Origin of the sequence: Streptosporangium sp. NPDC002721 (genome assembly GCF_042888905.1) — a bacterium.
Lineage (GTDB): Bacteria > Actinomycetota > Actinomycetes > Streptosporangiales > Streptosporangiaceae > Streptosporangium.
Map to the genome: position 1 here is coordinate 212,998 of NZ_JBIAQI010000005.1, position 22,246 is coordinate 235,243.

21 protein-coding genes and 1 pseudogene are annotated in these 22,246 nt (G+C 72.8%); 10 read left to right on the forward strand and 12 right to left on the reverse strand.

What is annotated here, in order from left to right; translation table 11 throughout:
- Positions 1 to 51: 51 nt before the first annotated feature.
- A complete protein-coding gene (locus ACFYWM_RS08655) occupies positions 52 to 879 on the reverse strand; it encodes a class I SAM-dependent methyltransferase (RefSeq protein WP_389910751.1) in 828 nt (275 codons plus the stop codon).
- A 292-nt stretch (positions 880 to 1,171) separates the two neighbouring features.
- Positions 1,172 to 2,059 carry a hypothetical protein gene (locus ACFYWM_RS08660; protein WP_389910754.1) on the reverse strand — a complete coding sequence of 296 codons (888 nt, stop codon included), beginning with the start codon at positions 2,057 to 2,059 and terminating at the stop codon, positions 1,172 to 1,174.
- Positions 2,060 to 2,158: 99 nt separating this feature from the next.
- Between ACFYWM_RS08660 and ACFYWM_RS08665 the strand changes: the two genes are divergently transcribed.
- A complete protein-coding gene (locus ACFYWM_RS08665; RefSeq protein WP_389910757.1) occupies positions 2,159 to 2,404 on the forward strand; it encodes a hypothetical protein in 246 nt (81 codons plus the stop codon).
- A 537-nt stretch (positions 2,405 to 2,941) separates the two neighbouring features.
- Here the strand turns inward: ACFYWM_RS08665 and ACFYWM_RS08670 are convergent.
- Positions 2,942 to 4,114, reverse strand: coding sequence for a glycosyltransferase (locus tag ACFYWM_RS08670; protein WP_389910761.1), 1,173 nt, complete (start codon positions 4,112 to 4,114; stop codon positions 2,942 to 2,944).
- Positions 4,115 to 4,350: 236 nt separating this feature from the next.
- On the opposite strand from ACFYWM_RS08670, the gene ACFYWM_RS08675 reads away from it, so the two are divergent.
- Positions 4,351 to 5,577, forward strand: a complete 1,227-nt coding sequence (locus ACFYWM_RS08675; RefSeq protein WP_389910763.1) for a leucine-rich repeat domain-containing protein — start codon at positions 4,351 to 4,353, stop codon at positions 5,575 to 5,577.
- Positions 5,578 to 5,691: 114 nt separating this feature from the next.
- On the opposite strand, the gene ACFYWM_RS08680 is transcribed toward ACFYWM_RS08675, so the two are convergent.
- A complete protein-coding gene (locus ACFYWM_RS08680; RefSeq protein WP_389910766.1) occupies positions 5,692 to 6,693 on the reverse strand; it encodes a carbohydrate-binding protein in 1,002 nt (333 codons plus the stop codon).
- 220 nt (positions 6,694 to 6,913) lie between these two features.
- Between ACFYWM_RS08680 and ACFYWM_RS08685 the strand changes: the two are divergent.
- Together ACFYWM_RS08685 and ACFYWM_RS08690 are read left to right on the forward strand one after the other, a co-directional pair.
- Positions 6,914 to 7,279: pseudogene (locus ACFYWM_RS08685) on the forward strand (cellulose binding domain-containing protein); the annotation flags it as partial.
- A 51-nt stretch (positions 7,280 to 7,330) separates the two neighbouring features.
- Positions 7,331 to 8,533 carry a cellulase family glycosylhydrolase gene (locus ACFYWM_RS08690; protein ID WP_389911117.1) on the forward strand — a complete coding sequence of 401 codons (1,203 nt, stop codon included), beginning with the start codon at positions 7,331 to 7,333 and terminating at the stop codon, positions 8,531 to 8,533.
- A 295-nt stretch (positions 8,534 to 8,828) separates the two neighbouring features.
- Here the strand turns inward: ACFYWM_RS08690 and ACFYWM_RS08695 are convergent, their stop codons facing one another.
- A complete protein-coding gene (locus tag ACFYWM_RS08695) occupies positions 8,829 to 9,806 on the reverse strand; it encodes a hypothetical protein (RefSeq protein WP_389910770.1) in 978 nt (325 codons plus the stop codon).
- Positions 9,701 to 11,326: an FAD-dependent monooxygenase gene (locus ACFYWM_RS08700; protein ID WP_389910773.1), complete on the reverse strand. Its 1,626-nt coding sequence runs from the start codon at positions 11,324 to 11,326 to the stop codon at positions 9,701 to 9,703. Before ACFYWM_RS08700 ends, ACFYWM_RS08695 begins: the two co-directional genes overlap by 106 nt.
- 321 nt (positions 11,327 to 11,647) lie before the next feature.
- Here ACFYWM_RS08700 and ACFYWM_RS08705 point away from each other — a divergent pair, with 321 nt between their 5' ends.
- From ACFYWM_RS08705 to ACFYWM_RS08715, 3 genes are all read left to right on the forward strand, one after another.
- Positions 11,648 to 12,022: a VOC family protein gene (locus ACFYWM_RS08705; RefSeq protein WP_389910776.1), complete on the forward strand. Its 375-nt coding sequence runs from the start codon at positions 11,648 to 11,650 to the stop codon at positions 12,020 to 12,022.
- The gene (locus ACFYWM_RS08710; protein ID WP_389910779.1) at positions 12,019 to 12,597 is read left to right on the forward strand and encodes a GNAT family N-acetyltransferase; all 579 of its coding nucleotides are present in this window, start codon (positions 12,019 to 12,021) and stop codon (positions 12,595 to 12,597) included. Before ACFYWM_RS08705 ends, ACFYWM_RS08710 begins: the two co-directional genes overlap by 4 nt.
- 69 nt (positions 12,598 to 12,666) lie before the next feature.
- Entirely contained in the window at positions 12,667 to 13,248 is a 582-nt protein-coding gene (locus ACFYWM_RS08715; protein ID WP_389911119.1) for a DUF4865 family protein, read from the forward strand.
- Between the two features lie 16 nt (positions 13,249 to 13,264).
- Here the strand turns inward: ACFYWM_RS08715 and ACFYWM_RS08720 are convergent, their stop codons facing one another.
- Genes ACFYWM_RS08720 through ACFYWM_RS08735 form a run of 4 tightly spaced genes read right to left on the reverse strand, consistent with a single transcriptional unit; the run spans position 13,265 to position 16,769 of the window.
- Entirely contained in the window at positions 13,265 to 13,909 is a 645-nt protein-coding gene (locus tag ACFYWM_RS08720) for a LysE family translocator (protein ID WP_389910782.1), read from the reverse strand.
- Entirely contained in the window at positions 13,906 to 15,039 is a 1,134-nt protein-coding gene (locus ACFYWM_RS08725; protein ID WP_389910785.1) for a hypothetical protein, read from the reverse strand. The genes ACFYWM_RS08720 and ACFYWM_RS08725 overlap by 4 nt, the downstream gene beginning before the upstream one ends.
- Positions 15,036 to 15,530, reverse strand: coding sequence for a hypothetical protein (locus tag ACFYWM_RS08730; protein WP_389910788.1), 495 nt, complete (start codon positions 15,528 to 15,530; stop codon positions 15,036 to 15,038). Before ACFYWM_RS08730 ends, ACFYWM_RS08725 begins: the two co-directional genes overlap by 4 nt.
- Positions 15,531 to 15,533: 3 nt before the next feature.
- A complete protein-coding gene (locus ACFYWM_RS08735; RefSeq protein ID WP_389910791.1) occupies positions 15,534 to 16,769 on the reverse strand; it encodes a macrolide family glycosyltransferase in 1,236 nt (411 codons plus the stop codon).
- Between the two features lie 788 nt (positions 16,770 to 17,557).
- Here ACFYWM_RS08735 and ACFYWM_RS08740 point away from each other — a divergent pair.
- Together ACFYWM_RS08740 and ACFYWM_RS08745 are read left to right on the forward strand one after the other, a co-directional pair.
- Positions 17,558 to 18,403, forward strand: coding sequence for an alpha/beta fold hydrolase (locus ACFYWM_RS08740; RefSeq protein ID WP_389910794.1), 846 nt, complete (start codon positions 17,558 to 17,560; stop codon positions 18,401 to 18,403).
- A complete protein-coding gene (locus ACFYWM_RS08745; RefSeq protein WP_389910797.1) occupies positions 18,396 to 18,962 on the forward strand; it encodes a TetR/AcrR family transcriptional regulator in 567 nt (188 codons plus the stop codon). Before ACFYWM_RS08740 ends, ACFYWM_RS08745 begins: the two co-directional genes overlap by 8 nt.
- A gap of 54 nt (positions 18,963 to 19,016) precedes the next feature.
- On the opposite strand, the gene ACFYWM_RS08750 is transcribed toward ACFYWM_RS08745, so the two are convergent.
- Together ACFYWM_RS08750 and ACFYWM_RS08755 are read right to left on the reverse strand one after the other, a co-directional pair.
- Positions 19,017 to 20,135, reverse strand: coding sequence for a winged helix DNA-binding domain-containing protein (locus tag ACFYWM_RS08750; protein ID WP_389910801.1), 1,119 nt, complete (start codon positions 20,133 to 20,135; stop codon positions 19,017 to 19,019).
- Between the two features lie 210 nt (positions 20,136 to 20,345).
- Positions 20,346 to 21,143: a GNAT family N-acetyltransferase gene (locus ACFYWM_RS08755; protein ID WP_389910804.1), complete on the reverse strand. Its 798-nt coding sequence runs from the start codon at positions 21,141 to 21,143 to the stop codon at positions 20,346 to 20,348.
- A gap of 345 nt (positions 21,144 to 21,488) precedes the next feature.
- Here ACFYWM_RS08755 and ACFYWM_RS08760 point away from each other — a divergent pair, with 345 nt between their 5' ends.
- Positions 21,489 to 21,995 (forward strand): hypothetical protein, encoded by a 507-nt coding sequence (locus tag ACFYWM_RS08760; protein ID WP_389910807.1) that lies wholly within the window; start codon positions 21,489 to 21,491, stop codon positions 21,993 to 21,995.
- The last annotated feature ends 251 nt before the right edge of the window (positions 21,996 to 22,246 follow it).

The window sequence follows — 22,246 nt, forward strand, 5'->3', positions numbered from 1 at the left end:
AGCTCCGGCCGGGCGGGATCGGGTCACCTTCCCCGGACGAGCGGCGAGCTCTCAGCGGCGGACCGCGGTGAACAGCGCGTAGCTGATCTGCGGGATCTCCCCGAAGCGCCGGTATATCCGCTCGCGGAGGGCGAGTTGCTCGCCGAGCCCACCGCCCAGCTGGATGACGGAGGCCGGGAGGATGTCGTCCACGAGCTGGAAGGATCGGCTGATATTTGGCCATATGTCGTGAAATATCTCGATCTTCAGCCCGGCGCGGTCCATCTCCTCGTAGAACTCCTCGACGGTCGGCAGGAAGTGGACGTCGAAGCTCCGCGAGAAGTGCTCCAGGTCCGCCGCGTCGTCGGCGGCGAGGAGGCCGAGCAGGTACCACTCCCCCACCACGAACCGCCCGCCGGGGCGCAGCACCCGGGCGATCTCGGCGAGGGTCGCCGCCGGGTTCTCCATGTGGACGAGTGACTCGATGGCGTACGCGGCATCAAAAGAAGCGTCGTCGAAGGGGAGCCACATCGCGTCGGCGAGCTGGAAGTCGGCGTGTCCCTGCCCCTGGCCCGCCTCGGGGCGCCCCTCGGCCAGCCGCACCAGGTTCTCGCTCAGGGTGACCCCGGTGACGTGGACGTCGCGCGCGGTGGCGATGCGCACGGCGGGCCTGCCGGTGCCCGAGCCGACGTCCAGGACGCGCTCGCCGGGAACGACCTCCAGGCGCTCGGCCACCAGGTCGGTGAGGTGGTCCGTCGCCTGGGCGACGGGCGCCTCGTCGCGGTCGTCCGTCCAGTAGCCGACGTGGAGGTTGCCGCCGAACGCGTCGGCGCGGGAATCGGTGAGCCGGTTGTCCATCTCGCCGATCACCTCGGGCGAGGGCTTTTCCTGACGGGCCATAACCAACCTGTCTCTCAACGGCGGTCCGCGTGGAACCCCATGGCGGGACGGCCCCATGAAAGACGCGCCCGCCGGGGACTGTGCGGCCGCGTGGGACCGCACGCTCACCCGCCCGCGACATTTCCTGGAGATCCCGGGACGAACACTCACGGTGCGGCGTTCATGGCGTTCTCGGTGTCACCGCGCTTCACTTCGTGCGGTCGCCAGATTACTCAGGGCACCCCCCGGCAGGCGCCGGGCCTGCGCCGCCTGTTCGGTAAACCTTCACCCATGACACCACCCCCGGCGGGCCTCATCCGGTTCGCGTGCCCGGCAGCAGCTCCACCCGCCGGTCCTCACGCTCGACGACCACGAACGTGCGCCCGTTCCCCTTCCTCCAGTCCGCCACCGTGATCACCGGGATCAGGTAGTAGCGGTCCCCGCGCGTCATCAGCAGCCGCAGTCCCTCGTAGCGGAACGGGTAGGTCCTGTCGGCCAGCGGGACGCGGGTGACTCCCGGCGCGTTGAGCGCGAGCGTCTTCCCGCTGTAGACGGCGACCGAGGTGTGGTGCGGCAGTGCGGCCACGAACTGCTCCGCCACCGCCTCTCCCTTGCGGTACGCGTGCAGGGACGCCGCCCACAGCAGGCAGAGGACCGAGGTCACCACGGCGGCCGCGAACGCCGTACGGCCGGCCGCCAGCCCGCGCGTCGGCCAGGTGAGGAGCAGCGGGCCGGCGATGCTCAGGGCCAGCACGAGGAAGGTGTCGACCTGCCGTCCGGCCAGCGCGGCGAACGCCAGGGCGGTCCCGCAGACCGTCACGACGGCCCCGCCGGACCTCGGGTCCGCCGCGATCTGGACGGACCTCCTCGCGGCCAGCGCCGCGCCCGCCGCGCGGACCCGTCGCGGGAGCGCGGCGGTCAGCGACGACCGGTACGTCGTGGCCGCCAGAAGCACGGCCGTACCCCCGACCATGAAGGGCAGGAAGACCGGGGAGAAGATGTTCAGGCCCCGCAGGGCGTACTCGTCCACCCCGAAGCCCATGTCCGTCGCCTTCAGCTGGAACGACCCCAGATAGCCGTCCAGGTATGCCCACCCCATGTAGACGAGCACCGCGCCGCCGACGGTCAGCAGGAGGGTGACCAGCCCTATCACGTCGAGCGGCCTGGACCGTTCGGGGCGCTCCTGGCCGGCATGCCGCACACTCACCCCGTCTGGAGGGGGGACGGCGGGTCCACGGAGGGGACCGGCTCGGGAGAGATACCGGGTGGATCCACGGAGGGGACCAGTTCGGGAGAGGTCGTGGTCGGTTCCGGCTCCGGAGCGGTGAGGCTGGGCGACGGCACCCTGCGGCCGACGCTCGGGCAGGGGCCCTCGACGGGGTCCCCGCCACCGGTCGGGCACGGTTCCGCCGACGGTGCGGGATCGGCGGTGGGCCGCTCCCGCGACGGCTCCGGCTCCGGCGTGTCCGGAGGCCTCTCCGGTCTCCTCGACGGGGCGGCCGGATCGGCGGTGGGCCACTTCCGCGACGGCTCCGGCGTGTCCTGAGGACTCGTCTCCGACGATTCCGGGGAAGCCGAGGAGGCCGGGGCGTCCGGGCTCTCCGTCACCGTCACGGTGGTCCCCGGCGGTTCGCCGCCGCCGCAACCGGCGAGCACGAGCGGGGCGACGACCGTCAGTGCCGCCCGGCACAGAAGGACCGCCATCCTGTTCCCGTACGGCTCGGTCATGGTCGGCGGGCTCCCGGGGACGCGAGTGACGCGGTTTCCTCATGTGCATCCACCCGCCGTGGCCGGCCGTTACCCGACCGGCGTTTAGGTGCCCGGCTCTCCCCTCCAGCGGGACGTCCGGAAAAGGGGGCCGTATGTCGCCAGGTCAGGTGATGGGCGGACGGAGACGGCCTTCCCGTCGATCCGGGCGGCGAAGACGTCCGCGGATAATCGGACACCGGGCGAAGGCCCCACCGGCCACCCCGCGTTCTCCGGCACCGGACAGCGGGCGAAGACCCTGGCGGCCGCCCCGCGTTCTCCGACACCGGACAGCGGGCGAAGGCCCCACCGGCCGCCCCTTCCCGCCCCCGGTGGCTCAGCCGTCCTTGCCGTTCACCCCCGCCGCCTCCAGGAGCACCAGGGCCAGGCTGTCGGCGGCGTCGACGCGGCCGAGGGCGCCGGCGGCGCCGGCCATGGCGGCGCGGGCGTGCGGGTCGCGCAGGAGGGCGTCGAGCTCGGCCAGGAGGTGGTCGGCGGTGGGGCCGTCCTCCAGGAGCGCGCGGGCGGCGCCCGCCTCGGCGAGGTAGCGGGCGTTCTGGCGCTGCTCGTCGGCGGCGGAGGGCACCAGGGGGATGAGGACGGACGGCTTGCCCACCGCGGTCAGCTCGGCGACCGTGCCCGCCCCGCTGCGGGAGACCACGACGTCCGCGGCGGCGAACACGTCGGCCAGCTCGGCGCCGACGTAGGGCACCGGGCGGTAGCGGTCGCGCACGCCCACGGGCAGCTCCGCGGCGGTACGGGTGAACTGGGCGATCCAGCCGGGCCCGCACTGGTGGATGACCTGGGCGCGGGAGAGCAGCGCGGGCAGGATCGCCTCGACCATGGTGTTGATCTGGCGGCTCCCCTGGGCGCCGCCGGTCACGTAGACCAGGGGCAGGTCGGAGGAGAGCCCGAAGTGGCGCCGTCCCGCGTCGACGTTGCCGCGCAGCAGGTGGGGGCGGACCGGGTTGCCGGTGATGACGGCCCGGTCACGCGCCCCGGCGGGCAGGTGCTCGATCGAGGAGGGGTGGGTGAGCGCGATCCGCCGGGCGAAGCGCGACAGGATGCGGTTGGCCAGGCCGAGCGAGGTGATCTGCTCGTGCATCACCAGCGGGCGGCCCAGCACCCGGGAGGCGACGCCCAGCGGCACGCACACGTACCCGCCGGTCGACAGCACCACGTCGGGGCGGTAGCGGGCGGCGATGCCGAAGGCCTGGAACACCCCGACCGGGATCCGGAACATGTCCGCGAGGTTGGTGGCCAGCTCCCGCGGGTTGGGCGAGCGCCGCAGCTTCCCCGCCGTGATGGCGCGGAACGGGATGCCGTGCTCCGCCGCCACCCGGGCCTCCAGTCCGGCCGCCGTACCGACCCAGAGCACGTCCAGGTCGAGCCCCCGCGCGGCGGCGTGGTCGCGCAGGGCCGCGACGGTGGTCAGCGCGGGGTAGGTGTGACCACCGGTCCCGCCTCCGGTGACGAGCAACCGCAGGGTCCGGCGATTTCCGGTTTCCATATGTCTTCCATCCTTCCGGTGTCGCCATGGTCCGTGCCCGGTCGTGTTCGGGTTCGTACGCGATTCGCGTCCGAAGCGCGCAAGGGCCTCGGGCACGGTACCCGACGTCAAAGCGAAGATCCACTTTGCCCTCCGTCGCCGCACGGTCGCGCCCGGTGCTCCTCCGACACGCCCGCCATCCGGGAGCGTCATCCGAACGGCTTTCGGATTTCGCGGCGATGAGTACGGTATGTGACATGGATCTGACGGATGAGCATTTCTCCGGGGCGTCGGAGCGTCTCGGTGACGCGTTGGCGGTGCTCCGGCAACAGGCCGGGGCCGGCGCGGAGGCACTGGACTATTTTGGCGACATCGCGGAGGAGTTGCACCCGATCGGATCCTGGCTACGGCGACCGGCCCAGGCCGGGGAGTGGCCGCACCACATCATGCCTCCCGTCTACGGCCTGCTGTTCGCCCAGGCGTGGGCGCTGGCGTTCCCCGGCGAGACGCCCCCGGTCTTCCCCGACGGCGCGGAGCGGACGGAGGCGGGGTGGATCGTGGACCGGGCCACGATCTGGTTCGGCGACACCTACGTTCCCGGCTGGCTCGACGTGAAGGCGCCCCTGATCGTGATCGGCGGGCTGGTGGTGGAGGGGCTTCTCGACGACGGTGACGTCTCGGAGAGCTACCTCGCGGTCGCCGGTGACCTGCGGGCCCGCGCGCTGCACAGCGCGGCGGACAACCTCGTGCTCGGCAACGTCGCCGCGGGAGTGATCTTCTGTTCGGGCAACGACGGGGTCCTCGTCACGGGCGGGGACATCGTGGCGGACCTGTTCGTGCCCGCCGAGCACGCGTACGAGCACTACGGGCGGCTGCTGGCCGGGGTCATCGGCGCCGGTGACCGCGACGACATCGTGGCCGAGCGGCTGGCGCCGTGGCTGCCCTCGGGCTACGTCCGGCTCGGCGGGTACGGCGCGCCGGTGGACAGGTGGCGCGTCCTGCAGGAGGCCGCCGCGGGACGCTCACCGGTGCTCGCCCAGCCCCGGCCGGTGATCCTCCCGCCCCCGGCGCTCCTGCTCTCGGCCCTGGCCTCGCCCTCCGGGGTGGAGGAGCTCGACCTGTCCGGCAGCCGCCTGCACCGGGTCCCCGAGGACATCTCGGCCCTCACCTCGCTGACCCGGCTGGACCTGGAGCACACGCCGCTGACCGGCCTGGACGGCATCGAGGGCCTGCGTACCCTGGAGCACCTGTCGATCAGGAACACGCCCGTGCGGGCGCTGGCCCCGCTCCAGGCGCTGAAGGACCTCCGCCACCTCGACGTCTCCTACTGCGACGACGTCCAGGACTGGGCCGTGCTCCTCGACCTGCCCGCGCTCGACACGCTCGTCGCGCACGGCTGTGCCCTTCCGGCGCACGTACGCGCGCAGCTCGTCGCCAGGCTGGGAGACCGGATCATCGGGCAGGGATCGGGCCCGGCCGGCTGACCGGCCGGGCCCGCGCCCCGCCCGACCCCGGCGGCACGCACGCGCTCGGGCGCCCCGCGCGTGCGGCTCAGGCTCCCCGCGCGTACGAACTCAGGCGCCCTCGGCGCGTGCGGCTCAGAGGCGCTGCCAGAGGGCGGGGGTGGTGGACGGCTCCCAGCCGGCCTGGGCGGTGTGCGCCTGCAGGCACCGGTAGCCCACCCCGGAGTAGGTGACCTGGGCGCCGACGGCGTAGGCGGTACCGGCCTTCCAGGACGTGGCGCCCGGCTGGGTGGGCGTGGGGGTCGGCGTCGGCGTCCGGGTGGGGGTGGGCGTCGGGGTGGGGGTGGGCGGGGTGGTCCCGCCCTCCAGCTGGTAGCCGCGCATGTTGCGCAGGAGCAGGTAGGTGTTCTGCAGCGAGCCCGAGGTGTCGCCCAGGGAGCGGTAGATGCCCCACTTGGGACGGACGCGGTCGGCCAGGAAGGTGTCGACGCCGGTCCTCGTTGCGTCGATCACCGTGGTGCCGCCGCTGCGCAGGACCCAGCGCACCGACCCGGCGGTGCCGTTCCCGATCTTGATCTCGTACTCGACGTCGACCCACCTGTCCTGCAGCGGTTCGAGGTCGGTCCGGCCCACCAGGATGTTCTCGGCGAAGATCTTGTGTTCGATGGTCTGCTTGCCGCCGACCCTGCGCAGCGAGGTCACCGTGATGGGAGAGGTGCCGTTGCCCGGCTGCTTGGTCTGCATGATGTGGGTGAAGGTGGTGGTGGCCTTCAGCGTGCTCGGGATGTACATCGAGTAGGTGACCCGCCAGGTCTCGCCGAGCCGCCACTGCAGGTACGAGCCGCCCTCGCGCATGCCGGTGACCTCGTGGCGCTGCCGGTCGGCGGCGGTGTCGCGGTCGGCCGTGTGCATGTCGAAGCGGAAGTCGCCGCCCGACACCTTGATGTGCGGGGCGGCCGGGGAGTGGGAGCCCGCCCGGTCGTCCTCGACGGTCTCGAAGGCCGACAGGCCCGTCTGCGCGGCCTGCGGCGCCCAGCGGAGCCGCCAGGTGGGAGCGGTTCCCGCCGACACGGGCAGGGAGGAGGTCGAGAGCAGCAGGGTCGCGAGGACCAGCAGAGCCGTGCGCGAACGTTTCATGGCGGCCACCTCGGAGTCGCGGTGTTTCGGGGGGTGAACGCCATCCTGCCCCGGCGAAAACCGTTAGGAAAGCTTCCTAACGATTAAATTTTCTTAATCCGGCAAAGGGAGCGAAGGGCTTGCATGACAGGCCCGCGCCACCTAACGTCACGTGTCACGTTAGGAAAGTTTCCTAATAAAGCGCCATGATGTGCCCCGACCCCCCACTCAAGGAGCGATGATGCGGCGCACCACCCCAGCCCTGGTGCTGACCGGGCTGCTGACGTTACTGTTCACCCTGATCGTCCCGTCCGCCGCCCACGCGGACACCGCGACGTTCACCAAGGCACAAGACTGGGGCAGCGGCTACAGCGGCCAGTACACGGTCAAGAACACCGGGACCTCCACGCTGAACGGCTGGACGGTCTCCTTCGACCTCCCGTCGGGCACGAGCCTCGGCACGTACTGGGACTCCCTGATGACCAGCAGCGGCAGCCGCTACACCTTCAGGAACCGCGAGTACAACGGCACCCTGGCCCCCGGGGCGAGCACCACCTTCGGCTTCACCGCCTCCGGTCCGGGCTCGCCGCTCAACTGCACGCTCAACGGCGCCCCCTGCGGCGGCGGGCAGAACCCCGGCGACACCACGGCGCCGAGCGTGCCGTCGTCCCCGCGCAGCACCGGCACGACGTCCTCCTCCATCAGCCTGGCCTGGAACGCCTCGACCGACAACAGCGGCACGGTCAAGGACTACCGGGTCTACGAGGGCTCCGCCGTGGTCGCCACCGTGACCGGCACGAGCGCCACGGTCTCGGGGCTGGCCGCCTCGACGACCCACACCTACACCGTCACCGCCCGCGACGCCGCGAACAACGAGTCGGCCAGGAGCGCGGCCGTCACGGCGACGACCCAGGCGGGCGGCGGGGGCGGCACCCCGGTCGCGGCCAACGGCCAGCTGCGGGTCTGCGGCACCAAGCTGTGCAACAAGAACGGCAAGCAGATCCAGCTGCGCGGTATGAGCACCCACGGCCTGCAGTGGTACCGGCAGTGCGTCACGACCGGCTCGCTGAACGCGCTGGCGACCGACTGGAAGGCCGACGTGGTGCGCCTGTCCACGTACGTCCAGGAGGGCGGCTACGAGACGAACCCGCGGATGTTCACCGACCTCGCGCACACGCTCATCGATCAGGTCAGCGCGCTGGGCATGTACGTCATCGTGGACTGGCACATGCTCACCCCCGGTGACCCCAACTACAACCTCGCGCGGGCCAGGACCTTCTTCACCGAGATCGCCCAGCGGCACGCCTCCAAGCCGAACATCCTCTACGAGGTCGCCAACGAGCCGAGCGGCGTGAGCTGGAGCACCATCAAGGGCTACGCCGAGCAGATCATCCCGGTGATCCGGGCGCAGGACCCCGACGGCATCGTCCTGGTCGGCACCCGCGCCTGGTCCTCCCTCGGGGTCTCGGAGGGCGCCACGGAGACCGAGGTGACGGGCAACCCCGTCAACGCCTCGAACATCATGTACACCTTCCACTTCTACGCGGCCTCGCACGGCGACGAGTACCTCAACGCGCTGTCCCGCGCGGCCGACCGCATCCCGATGTTCGTCACCGAGTTCGGCACGCAGAACTACGCCGGGGAGGAGGCCAACAACTTCACCATGTCCCAGCGCTACCTCGACCTGATGGCGAGCAAGAAGATCAGCTGGGTGAACTGGAACTTCTCCGACGACCAGCGCTCCGGCGCGGTCTTCAAGGTCGGCACGTGCAACGCCGGCGGCCCCTGGACCGGCACCACGTCGCTGAAGGAGGCCGGGGTGTGGATCCGCGACAGGATCCGCACCGCCGACGACTTCTGACCTGGAAGGGCCTTTCGGAACCCTGAAGGCGCGGGAAGGACGTTGAGAAACCGGAGGACCCGGAAAGGCCGGGAACGTCCGGGATGACGGAGAGGGAGACCGGCGCGACAGCCGGTCTCCCTCTTCTTCCGGCCTCCTTCTCCCGGCCTCCTTCTTCCGGCCTCCTTCTTCCGGCCTCCTTCTTCCGGCCTCCTTCTCCCGACTTCCCTTTCCGGCTTCCTTCTCCCGGCTTCCCTTTTCCGGCTTCCCCTGCGACGGGAACCGTGCGGGTGTCGTCCGCCGGGCGCCGCCCAGGTCACCGCGCCGGTGATCCCGGCGTGGGCGTGACCGCGAGAGGGTCTCCCGGAGCGGACGGATCGGCCAGGAACGGCAGTTCCCCGCGCTGGAGCAGCTGGGCTGCGAACAACGCGGACGGGGTGCCGGTCAGCGTGAGGGTGGCCCGCAGGACCGTGCGGTCACCGTGCCGGACCTCGTCGTGCGCGATCTCCCCGGCGAACTCGCCGAACGCCCTGCCGCCGCGCGAGGTGGCGGCCGTGGTGAGGCGCGCGCCGAAGGTCCTCCCGACGGCGGCGACGGAGGCCGGGCGGGGCAGCACGCAGATCACGTTGACCGGCCGCTCCCCCGGGCTCGCGGGGCGGCGCAGGCCCACCCCGTACAGCGTCACCGCCCCGGAGCCCTGGGAGGCCGTGACGGTCGCGGCGGCGACGTCGCCGAGGCAGGCGCCCACCGCGGCGTGGTCCCCGCTCCCGGCCAGCGACCGCCCGCCGCCGAGCACCGCCGCCAGGGGCCCGGTGTCCGGGGCCACGGCGACCGTCGTACCGGTGACGACGACCTGGTTGAACTGGTTGGTCACCCCGCTCACCGGTACGGGGGGCCGCAGCGGGTTCACGTCGGCACCGGCGGCGAACGAGAGGCCGTCGTGACCGCCGACGCGACGCGGCGTGGCCCCCAGGCCCTCCAGCCTGGACCGGATGACGTCCTCCCTGACGCCCCCGTCGAAACGGAACGCCTGGCCCGGAGCGACGCCGATCGTGATCGCCCGCTCCGCCGCGAGGGGCGCCACCCCCGTCACCCCGGGCAGTCCCGCCGCGGCGGGGGCCAGCCCGCCGAGACCCCAGGCGGTCGCGGGAAGCCAGCGCCGCTCCGCCGCCCCGCCGGAACCCGCGCTCACGCCGAGCTCGCTCCACCGCGCGGGCTCCCCGTACTCGAAGTACGCGGCGGCGGGGCCGTCACCGGAGACGTCGGCCATCGCGTCCAGCAGGCGGGTGGCCACGGGCTCCCCGCTCCTGTCGGGCTTTCGGGTGGCGGGCTTGCCGGTCTTGACCGACTTCTGGGTGGTGGGCTTCCGGGTCCTGGCGGGCTCCCGGGACGTGGCGGGCGCTTGTGCGCAGCCCGCCAGGACCAGGACCGCCATGAGCGCCGTACCGGCTTTTCGCATGGGCGCGACGCTATGAGGTCCCACTTGGAGGTCGCTGGAGAACGACCGCAAGCCGCCACAGCCCGCCGCGGCCCGGCGTCGTCGGCCGGGTCGGGACGGTCCGCGCCGGAGGGCGTTCCGGGGCCGGTCATGTCGTAGCGGATGTCGGAACCGGCCATGAGCTCGGCGACGCGCCGCCGGTTCTCGTCGTGTTCGAGCAGCTCGGCGAAGAGCGTGCGCAGCGCGGTGACCTCTCCCCCGGGCGCGAGCAGGGCGGACTGCGCCTGGGTGTGCATGACGACCCGCTCACCCACCGGGTACCGCTCGCCGTGATAGGTGTCGAGCAGTCCCGGCGGCGCCCAGCCGTGGACCTCGGCGGCGAGTTTCCAGCCGAGGTTCACGACGTCCTGCAGGCCGAGGTTGAGCCCGGGACCACCGGCCGCCGAGTGGACGTGCGCGGCGTCCCCGGCCACCAGCACGCGACCGGCGCGGTAGCGGTCGGCCAGGCGGGTGTTGCCGCCGGTGACGCGGCGCAGCACGTGGGGGCCCGGCCCCTCGGGCGGGCTCAGCGGCAGGTCGGCCCCGAGCACCCTGCGCACGCTGTCGCGCAACTCCTCCAGGGTCATCGGCACCCGCTCGTCGACCTGTTCCCGCTGTCCCCACTCCATGGTGCTCAGCAGGTGTACGCCGGGCTCGAACGAGGCGAGGCTGAACACGCCGTGCGCGGTGCGATGGATCATGAACGGCCTCCAGCGCTCCCCGGCCAGCGGCAGCTCGCCGGTCGCGGGGTCGAACAGGGAGGCGGGCAGGGCGGCGTGGGCGCTGCGGGACACGACGTCCTCGTCGGTGACGCCGGGGAAGCCGATGCCCGCCCTCTTACGTACGAGGCTGCGGGCGCCGTCGCAGCCGACCAGGTAGCGGGTGCGCAGCTCGTAGTCGCCGTCGGGGGCGCCGGGGGCGTGAACGGCGACGGTGACGCCGTCCTCGTCCTGCGACATGTCGACCAGCTCGTGACCGCGCCGGATCTCCACCCCGAGTTCGAGCGCCCGCTCCTGCAGCAGTCGCTCCAGGCGGCGCTGCGGGATCGGGAGGGTGTGCAGCGGGCCGGGATCCAGCGCGCTCAGGTCCAGGAGCATGCCGCCGAACATGAAGAACGGCACCGGCTTCGGGGGTTCCGAGGCGCCGGTGAAGCGCCGGTACAGGCCCCGGCCGTCGAGAACCCTGACCACCTCCCCCACCAGGCCGTTCGCCCTGGGCTCGTCACCCGGCTCCGGCAGCCGCTCCAGCAGCACCGGGCGGACACCGGCCAGGCTCAGCTCGCAGGCCAGCATCAGCCCGTTCGGGCCGCCACCGGCGATCACGACGTCAACGGACATCGGGCACCTCCTTGGTCGAACTTCTCGGATCTGTCGAACGTGCTCGTACGGGGGAACGGGCGCGGTGACACGCCGCTCGCCGGGAACCGGGGCGGCCGAAAGCAGGGCACAAGAACAGCTACGGAAACGGGCACGGAACCCGTACGCGACCAGGTGAGGAGACCCGCCCCGGGCCCGCGCACCCCCACTTCCGTCAATACAAGTTGACATCATGTCCACGTCAACCATGGTTGACGGAAGGCGGAGATTTCCCCGTAAGGACGGCCGTGACGCCGGGATACCGGATTCCCTCGGAACGGCGGTTCCTGCCAGGATTGCGACATGGTGCGGATCGGGCAGGTGGTGCTGGGCGTCACCGACATGGGGCGGGCCGTCGGGTTCTGGACGCGGGCGCTGGACTACGCGCCCCGCGAGGGCCAGGCCGGCGACGACTGGACCGTGATCGAGCCCGTGGAGGGGAACGGCGTCCCGCTGGCGCTCGACGTGACGCTGACACCCGTTCAGGAGCACCCCCGGATGCACCTCGACCTGTTCGCCCCCGACGCCGCCGCACAGGCGGCCGAGGTGGAGCGGCTGGTGTCGCTGGGCGCCGAGCGGGTCGACTGGGACCTCTACCCGGACGATCCCGACTTCGTGGTCCTCGCCGACCCAGAGGGCAACCTCTTCTGCGTCATCGACCTCGACCACGGCCCGTGATCCTCACCACCGGCCGCCTGACCCTGCGCCCGGTCGGGACGGGCGACATCGAGGCGCTGCGCGAGCACTGGGACCACCCCCTCGTCCGGCGCCACCTGTTCGACAACGAGCCCGTCCTTCCCGCACTCGTGAACCGGCTGGTCGAGGAGAGCCTGCGCGACTTCGCCGAGCGGGGCTACGGCCTGTGGGCGCTCGTCCCCGACTCCGCCATGGCGGGGGTGTGCGGCCTGCGCGGAACCCCCGACGGCGAGGTCGAGCTGCTCTACAGCCTCTCCCCCGGCCTGTGGGGGCAGGGCCTGGTCACCGAGGCCGCCACCGCGGTCCTGGAGTACGCCTTCGCGACGCTGTCCCTGCCCCGGGTGATCGCCGAGGTCGACGGGGGCAACGCCGCCTCCGCGCGGGTGGCCCTGCGCCTGGGAATGACGCGAGAACCGGCCTCACGAAACTCCATGACACGAGAACCCGCGCCGGGAGGCTCCTCGGGCACGGTCCACCGGTTCCACCTCACCGCCCCGGCGAAACCGGAGACCGGAAACCGGAGACCTGAAGCCGGAAACCTGAGTCCTGAATCCTGAGGTCACCCCGGATCATCCGGCATCCGTCCCGTACCACACCATCACCAGGAGGTCCCTTCCGTGCACGCCATGCAGTACGAGATCGGCCTGCCCGCCGACTACGACATGGGGATCATCCGTGAGCGGGTGGCGACCAGAGGCCACGCGCTCGACGGCTACGCCGGGCTGGGGCTCAAGGCGTACCTGATCAGGGAGCGGGGCGTGGACGGCTCCGCGGTCAACCAGTACGCGCCGTTCTACCTGTGGAGCTCCCCGACCGGCATGAACGGCTTCCTGTGGGGCGGGGGCGGCTTCCAGAACATCGTGCGCGACTTCGGCAGGCCCGTGGTCCGGCACTGGACCGGCGCCGGCTACGAGCGGGGGCCGTCGGCGGCGTCGGTCCCCCGCGCGGCCTCGCGCCGCACCGACCCGATCCCCGCCGACGCCGACCCCGGGCCCGTGGTCGAGCGGGCCCTGGCCGAACTGAGCCGCCACGCCGCCACGGCGGGCGTGCACTCCGCCGCCCTCGCCGTCGACCCCCGGCACTGGGAGCTGGTGCGCTTCACGCTGTGGGAGCACGAGGTGCCCGGAGAGGACGAGGGGACCGCCTACCGGGTGCTGCACCTGTCGACACCGCACCTGGGCGACATCGCGACGGGCCGCCACTGGTGAACCGGGCCGGCTCCCCCTACCCGGCCGCGACGGGCGAGCGGTCGGTGGCGACGCGAAGGGCGAGCCCGCCGAGTACGGCGCCCATCAGATAGCGCTGCACGCGCATCCAGGTGGGCCGCCCGCCGAGGAAGGCCGCGACCGAACCGGCGGTCAGCACGATCAGCGCGTTGACCGACAGGGCGACGGCGATCTGGGTGACCCCCAGCAGGAGGCTCTGCGTGCCGACGTCACCGCGCGCGGGGTCGACGAACTGCGGCAGCAGCGACACGTACAGGATGGCGATCTTGGGGTTGAGCAGGTTGGTGACCATCCCCATGGAGAACAGCCGCCACGGCGGGTCCACGGGGAGGGCGCCGGGCGTGAAGATCGGCTCGGCGCCGGGCCGGATCGTCCTCCAGGCCAGCCAGAGCAGGTACGCCGCGCCCGCGAGCTTGATCGCGACGTAGAGGGCGGGCACCGTCGCGAAGATCGCGGCGATTCCGGCCACCGCCGCCAGCAGGTAGACCAGGAAGCCCGCCGCGACGCCCGCCAGCGAGATCATGCCCGCCGGGCGTCCCTGCGTCACCGACCGCGACACCAGATAGATCATGTTGGGCCCGGGGGTGAGCACCAGGCCGAGGGCGACCGCGGCGATGCCCGCGAGAGCGCTGACAGAGATCATGAGCACATCATCGGGCAGCCTCCCCGCCGGGAGAACGGCCAATTCCCGGAATTGGCCCGGAACCGGACCGCGCCTCCACGGTTCCGCGCCTCCACGGTTCCGCGCTTCCACGGTTCCGTGGTTCCGCGCTTCCGTGGTTCCGCGCTTCCGCTGTCACGTCTCCCGTGCCCCGCCGGCCCCTCGGGCAGCGGGCCGTCTGTCACGGCGGGTGTGCCGCCGTAGGCGCGGATGAGTGCGATCACCGTGCCCGCGGTGCGGTCGAGGTGGGTACGGCCGTCGGGCAGCCGCGCCTCGGGGCTGATGTAGCTGCACGGCCCGACGTGGGTGGCCGGGTCGAGCCGGTGCACGGTGATCTTTCCGGCGCGGCGGGCCCGGTTCCACCCGCTGCGCCGGAACAGCCGCCAGCGCTGAGGGAAGATCCAGGTGCCGGTCCGCTCGATCCAGTCGAGACCGCTGGTGAGCTGGTGCAGGTGACGGGCGTGGGTGAGATCGTTGGCGCCGTTGTGGAACCCGCCGACGGTGATCAGCAGGAGCGGGGCACGCAGGTGGGCGCGCAGTTCCTCGACCGCCCCGGTGGCGACCTGGGCGCCGCCGCTGTAGCTGAGCAGCACCACGGGCGTGCCGCTGCCCTCCCGGTAACCGGCGAGGCGCAGCTGGGCGGCGATCTGGGCGCCCACCGCCCGGTTGTACAGGGGACGGTACCTGCGGTCGGCGGCGACGAAGATCTGCATGACGTTGTGCAGGAACAGCGGCAGCCCGGCGCGGTGGCGGAGCCGGTCCCACACGGGCCGGTCGGCGAGCGGGTCGGCCAGCGGGGAGTAGGGCTGCACCTGGCCCAGCACCCGCAGCTCCGGCGCTCCGGCGATCAGGGCCTCGACCAACCGGCCCCCGTCGCGGGTGTCGCGGAAGCGGCGTTTCCCGATGCCGTCCAGATAGACCAGGTAGGCGTCCGGGGGGCGGCCGGGGTCCGCGCCCCGCGCGTAGGGCATGCCCTGGGGGAGCTCGACGGTGGGAGCCCGCCAGCCGGCGGTGTAGGCCAGCACCTCGTAGCGGGCGAGCAGGGCCTCGGCGAGCAGGACCAGCCCGAGCACCAGGAGCAGGGCCAGGACGAGAAACGGGAACTCGGTCATGTGACCGGCTCCCGCCTCCCGGAGGTGCTGATCCTCACGACCAGCCGCCGGACGCCCTCGACCGCGACGGCGAGCCCGGCCCCGGCGACGGCCAGGCAGCCCGCGGCGGCCCACCAGCCCAGCCCCGTCGCCTCGGCGAGCGGGGCGGCGAGGCCGGCCCCGACCCCCACGACGAGCAGCAGGTGCAGCAGGGGCCCGAGCAGGGGGAACGCGAGGACGGCGGCGAGAACCAGCGGGGCGACCCGGCCGGGCGTCCAGATGAGCGCGGCCTCGCCCGAGCGCGTGGCGGGCACCAGCAGCTCGGCGAGGGTCCACGCGAACACCGGCCACAGCGCGAACACCGCGCCCTCCACCAGGGCACCGGTCAGCAGGAGCCTGATCGCGACGGACCGCGGCACGCCGCAGGACCGGCGGGCCAGCAGGGGCAGGATCCGCCCGGCGGCCTCGGACAGCCCCGCGAGCAACAGCAGGACGACCACCGCGGGTGACATCGGTCAGCGCTCCCGCGGCGAGTCCGCCGGGGCGGCCGGTCGCCCGCCCCGCCCGCCCGGTTCACCCCGGTGCAGGTAGCGCTCCAGCTCGTCGGCGGCGCGCAGATGACCGCCGGCCTCGCGCTGGGCGACCCGCAGCGTGGCCGACGCCACCCGGAAGCGCCGCTCGCGGAGCAGGTGCCGGGCGAGGGCGTTCACCGTTCCCACGGCGACGTCCCGGGTACGGATCGACAGGCCGGCACCGAGCTCGACCACTCGCCGGGCCACCAGCGGCTGGTCCGCCCCCTGGGGGACCACCAGCATCGGGACCCCCGCGTGCATGGCCTCGTTGACGCTGTTCATCCCGCCGTGGGTGACGAACAGCGCGGCACGGGCCAGCACCTCCGGTTGCGGTACGAAGCGGCGGGCGAGCACGTTGGCCGGCAGCGGATCCAGCTCGGCCGGGTCGGTGCGCCCGGTGGAGATGACCACGGTGCCGCCCAGCGGCGCGAGCGCGGCGGCGAAGGGGCGCAGCAGCCACGGGGTGGCGTCGAACACCGTGCCCAGCGAGGCGTACAGCACCGGGTCCCGCAGCCGGTCGGCCGGGAACGACGGGTCGGGCGGACGGGCCCCGAGGCTCGGGCCGACGAAGCGGTACGACCGGTCGAAGGCGTCGGCGCCGGGCTGGAAGGCGCGCGAGGTGAAGACCAGGTTGAGCGGCTGGCGCGCGTTCGCCAGGTCGAGCAGGGGCAGCCCGCGGGTGTCGTAGCGGCGGTACAGCTCCCACCGCGACCGCAGGTAGCCCCAGGCGTTGCGGGGCCGCCTCACCGCCGAGACCAGCAACTCCCGCGAGGCGTGGGTGGGGCTGGGCGCGTGCCGGTTGAACGCGAACGTGGTGAACGTCGCCGCCGCCGGCACCCTGAGCTCCCGGGCGGCGACCGCGCCCCAGGGGCACATGGCGCCGTGGACCACCAGATCCGGCCGTACGCGACGCAGGTCGGAGAGCACGGCGGGCAGCAGCCCGACGGCGGCGCGGGCGAGCCCGTCCAGCATCGTGAGCGGCATCGGCGGGTCGGGGAGCGGCCGGTCGCCCCCGGGGTAGAGGAACACGGTCGCGCCGGTGGCCGCGATCTCCTCCGAGAACGCGGGCGAGGTGTGGTAGACGACGGAGTGGCCGCGGCGGACGAGCTCGGCGACGACCGGCAGCGTCGGGTTGACGTGCCCGTGCATGGCGATGTTGAGGAAGGCGACGGTGCTCACCGGTCGGACTCCCGGACGGTGGACCGCGTCCTTACCGGACCGGCCGGACCGGCGAATACCGACGAAGGGCCGTCGATCCGGTACAGGCCGGGTCCGTCGACGCGCGGCCCGTCGAGGAATTCGCCGCCGAGGAGAGCGTCCCCTCGTCGCCCGTCATGACGTGACGCTGTTCGTCACCGTGCTCCCTGGCCCGTCGCCCTCGCTGACGCCATGGAGAGCCGAGAAGACCGGTCTCTGGCGATATGCGACATTCATGGTCCGTCCTCTCCCACCACGGCGCCTGATCAGATGCGTTTTCGCTCGAAACCGGGCGGCTGCCGAATCACCGACCCCCGTCGGCCGACATGTTCGCTCGAGTCGTCACCGTGGTCGGCGACGACGATCGCTGTCGGGGAGGCTGCCAGAAGGCCCGGTGGCAGGCCGGCGGCTTCGTTCTGGAAACCGGTGTGATTGAGGCCCAGGGTACAGGGCCCTTTCTCATGGGAGGGCAACGACATGGTCCGCAGCTCACGGCGCCGCCGGCGGAAAGGATTTCGGTGACCTCATGCGGCCCAGCGGATCCGACGCGACGGACGAGCTCCGGATGGACGTGCCCCTCCCCCACTACGCGCCCGTTGACCCGGAGAGCGCACCTGCCTCACCCGAAGCCCGGTTCGAGCCGGACGGCGAGCGCCTGGGCCGCCGCCGGGTCGCCCCTCGGGGACAACCGCCGGACGGCTCGCCCGGATCCGCCCTCCACCGCGGGCGGACACTTGACGACAGAAGCTACGCATCTTAGCTTTAAGGCTATGAACAGTAGCCAAGGGGTGCGCATGATAGGCACGGAGTTCCTGGACGTGGCCGGCGGGCGGCTGGCGTACGAGGTCGCCGGACCGAAGGACGGGCCGCTGGTGGTGTGCGCGCACGGCATGGGCGACACCCGCAAGGTGTTCCGGTTCCTCGCGCCGCTACTGGCGGGGGCGGGCCACCGGGTCGCCGCGATCGACGTGCGCGGTCACGGCGAGTCCAGCACGGGCTGGCCCGATTACAGCCCCCGGTCGATCGGCACCGACCTGCTGGCCCTGGTCCGCCATCTGGGCGGCCCCGCCGTCCTGGTCGGCAGCTCCTCCAGCGCGGGAGCGGTGGCGTGGACCACGGCGACCGCCGCCGAGGGCGAGGTGAGCGCCGTGGCCATGCTGGCGCCCTTCGTCGGGCAGCCGCGGCTCGGCCTGATGCTGCGGCTGGTGAAGGATCTCGTCATGGCCAGCCCCCTCCTGTGGGGGATGTACTACCGCTCGCTCTACCCCACGGCGAAGCCCGCCGACCTTCCCGGCTACCTGCGCGACCTGAGGGCGACGCTGCGCGGGCCCGGCAGGATGGCCGCCGTCTCCGGGGTGGTCGCCCCCTCCGAGGGCCACTGGACCGACTGCGCCCCTCGCATGACCTGTCCCGTGCTGATCGTCATGGGGTCGAAGGACCCCGACTTCCCCGATCCCGCCGCGGAGGCCCGCCTGGCCGGGGAGGTGCTGAGGCCGTACGCCGCCACGGCCGAGGTCGCGATGATCGAGGGTGCCGGCCACTACCCGCACGCCGAGATGCCCGAGGCCACCTTCGCCGCCCTGGCGGGTTTCCTGGCCGGAGCGGTCCGTGCCTAGGGCGGGCCTGACCTCCGGCTCGGTGGTGGACGCGGCGCTGGCCCTGATCGACGAGGAGGGACCGGGCGCGCTGACGCTGGCCGCGGTGGCCGCCCGCACCGGGGTGGCCGCTCCCTCGCTCTACAAGCACGTCCGTGGCCTGGCCGAGCTGCGCAAGCTCGTCGGCCTGCGCGTGATGGACGACATGGCGGCACGGCTCGGCACGGCGGCGACGGGCAAGAGCCGCGACGAGGCGATGGCGGCCCTCATGCGTGCCTGGCGGAGTTACGTGGTCGACTTCCCGCACCGCTACGCGGCCTTCCCCGACAACCCGCTCATCGATCCCGACCTGGTCGGCACGGCGACCCGCCTGCTGGAGGTGATCCTCGCCGTGCTGCGCGGCTACGGGCTGGAGGGGGCCCAGGCGCTCCACGCCACCCGCTGCGTCCGCGCGGCCGTGCACGGTTTCGCCTCCCTGGAGGGGGCGGGCGGGTTCGGGCTGAACGAGGACCTGAACACCAGCTACGAGATGCTGATCGCGATGGTCGTCTCGGGCCTGCCCAGGACGCCCGTGTCCTGAGCGTGCGGCCCGGGAGCATGCGGTCCGCGGAGCCCGGCCCGTCAAACGGCCCGCTCAGGCCTCCGGGAGCCGGAAGCGGATGTCGCGGGACGTCGCCGCCGGGGCGACGAAGTCGAGCACGCGCGCCCCCTCCACCTCCAGCTCCGCCCGCTCCCCCTCGCTCACCGGCGCGAAGAGCTCGACCTCCAGGACCGCCTCGTCCCGTTTCCCCGTCACCTTCCACATGCCCCGTACGAAACCGTCGACCAGCACCGTCGCCTTGATGATGCCGTTGACGGTGAAGATCCGTCCCCGGTACTCCTCCTCGGTGATCCGGGTCCTGGTCCGCTGGGCGAACGACAGCAGCGTGTTGTCGAACTCCGACAGGTAGCGGACCGGGGCGGGGGTCGCGGGGTCGGGGCGCGACGCCTCCGGCAGGTCGAACAGCTCCGCGCCGTCCTCGGTCACGAAGGTCCGCAGGTCCATCTCGCGGAAGACCTCCCCCAGGCGGGTCATGCCCGACCACTGCTGGGCGTCCATCACCGTGGCGGGACCGTAGGCGGCGAGATAGCGGCCGATCGCCTCCTCGGCCAGGACGCGGCCGGGCCGCTCGTCCTGGGACCGGCCCAGCCACGCCTCCGCGGTGGTGTGGGCGGCCTGCCCGCCCACCCCCCAGATCCCCCTCGGCGGGACCTGGACCAACGCCAGCGTGTTGCGTACCCCGGCGACCAGGTCGGCGGCGGGAGCCTCCGGCCAGCGCTCGCGCAACAGCGCGCCGAGCTCGCGGAAGGTCAGCGGGCGCTCCTCGACCAGCTTCCGTCCCACGGCGGCGAGCTCGTCCAGGTCCACGCCCGCCAGCCCCCTGCCGTGCGCCGTACCCCGCAGGCCCCGTGCCAGCGTCGGCCCCAGCAGCGGGCGCAGCGCCAGGCAGTCGTCGGCGGTGACCAGGTGGATGGTGGAGCGCATCAGCGACAGCCGCACCACCAGGCGCTCGTCGATCAACCGGGCGAGATCGTCGGCGGCGAACCCGGACAGGCGGGTCCACAGCCCGACGTAGGGAGGGTTCGGCGCCTGGGCCTGCATGCCGTACAGGTGGCGGACCGCCTCCAGCGCGGGCAGCTCCGCACGGGTCAGCAGCAGCTGCCGATCCAGGGTGGCCCGGTTGAGCGCGCGCCTGCTGAGCACCTCGGGCATGCGTGTCCTCTCGTGGGCGAGCCGCGACGCCGCGGCATGACGTACGCTTCCGGATCCGCGCCAGAATATCCAGATCCGCCCGGCGCCCGCCCCTCACGTGAAGGCCGGCGTCTCCCCTCCCGGCCGCCACGACGGACCGTCCGCCTCGGCGGCCCCGGCCAGGCGCCGCGACCGGCTCACCGGGCGCGTCGCGCCGCCGGTGCCCGGTGGTCAGAGCGTCGGCGGCACCCACACGTACGGCGTCGTCGTCGTGATCGCCTCCAGGCCCAGCCTGGCGAGGATGGGGCGGCTGGCGTCGGAGGCGTCCACCTGCACCAGGGGGAACCCCCGCGCCACCGCCAGCTCCGCCCGGTACGACACCATCGCCCGGTAGACGCCCCTGCCCCGCCACTCCTTCAGCGTCGAGCCGCCCCACAGCGAGGCGAAGTCGGTGCCCTCGTGGAAGCGCGCCCACGCCGCGCACACCACCTGCCCGTCCGCCTCGGCGACCACCACCGCGCACGGGTCGCCGGGACCGGCGAGGTCGCGCTCCAGCATGCCGGGCAGCCAGCCGTGGTCCGCGTCCCAGACCGTCTCCTCCAGCTCGCGGATGCGCTCCAGGTCGTCCCGCCCCGCCGCCTCGCGCAGCCGTACCCCCGCGGGCGCCGCCTTGGCACCGGCCAGCTCGCCCGCCTCGCCGACGAACACCGTCTCCCGCTCCCGCGGCTCGAACCCGGCCGCCACGAGCCGCTCGGGCAGGTCGGCGGGCAGGTCGTAGCCGTGGTACTTCCACTCGACCTCGCGCCCGACCCGGGTGAAGAAGTCCCGCTGGCGCGCGATGAAGGCGTCCAGCTCGGCGCCCTCCAGACCGCCCAGGTCCCGGTACGTCAGGAACCCCTGGCCGTGGCCGTTCGACACGGTCCTCAGCAGCGGCCCGATCCGCTCGGCGGTGCGGCCCGGCATCGGCCTGGCCCGGAGCTGCTCGTCATATGCCGCGAGGTAGGCGGAAGCCCGCGATGAGATGTCCATTGCGAACAGCCAATCACACACTCATCGGCTCCGACATGGCGTTATGGACCTAGACACGGCCCAAAGTCTCTCAACCCACCCCGCCGCCTTTACAACGTAGATTCACAAACAGCCACCGGGGCCCGTACGGTACGCACGCCGGCCGCCCTCTTCGTCGAGCCCGCGAGGGACCTCCGCCGGGTGCGTCCCACCCTCCCCCGGCACCGTCTCCTCAGCACTCTCCTCAGCACCGGCACGGCCTTACGGCACCGCGGCGGGCACCTGATTCCGACACGTTCCACCGGGCGCGCCGTAACTGTCGGTGGCGCCCCCTACTATGAGCCCCTCAAGGAGGGATAGCCGCTCATGGTTGACGCGCTGAGGGTTTCGCTGCTGGTCACGACCGATCTGCCACCCGATACCGACCTGAAGGAGTTCGGGCGGTTACTGGTCGACTCCGTGCTCACGCTCCAGCGGGGCGAGGTGACGTATCCCGCGCTCCTGCGCGGCGGGGTGTTCTGGCTGGACCGGCCGCTGCCCCCGTCCGACGACGGGGCTCCCCGCGCGGCGGCCGAGGAGTTGCGGTTCGCGGCGCTGCTGGGCCACCTGTCGGCCGCCCACCCGCCGGGTTCGGCGAAGGAGACGGTCGCCGACGCGGGCCGGGCCATCACCGCCGCCGTCGCCGCCCGGTACGGCGACCTGGGCAGCCCACCGGCCGTGATGGCGATCCGCAGCGAGGACGTGCGCGAGCGCACCCCCCGGTCGGCCATCACGGTGGGATCCGAGACGGCGGGCCCCCTCCCCGAGCCCGAGCCCCTGTCCGGGCCGGGGCCCCTGTCCGAGGCGGTGCCGTCCCTGAGCGCCCCCGCCTGACACCCGGAGCGGGGCCCGCCGCCGCCCGAGCGCCCGGAGGGGCCCGATCCTCGTCCGAGCGGCCGAGCGGCCGAGCGCCCGAAGGCCGGGGCCGTCCGGGATCACGGCTTCCCGGCGGCTCAGCGGCCCAGCCGCGCAACGGCACGGCGTCCCTGAGACCATCGCCATTTAGGCGACTTGCCGCCTTTGAAAACATAAGAGGTGGATTCCTGAGGCAGGCTATTTATTTGCCCCCGCCAGACCTCGGCCGC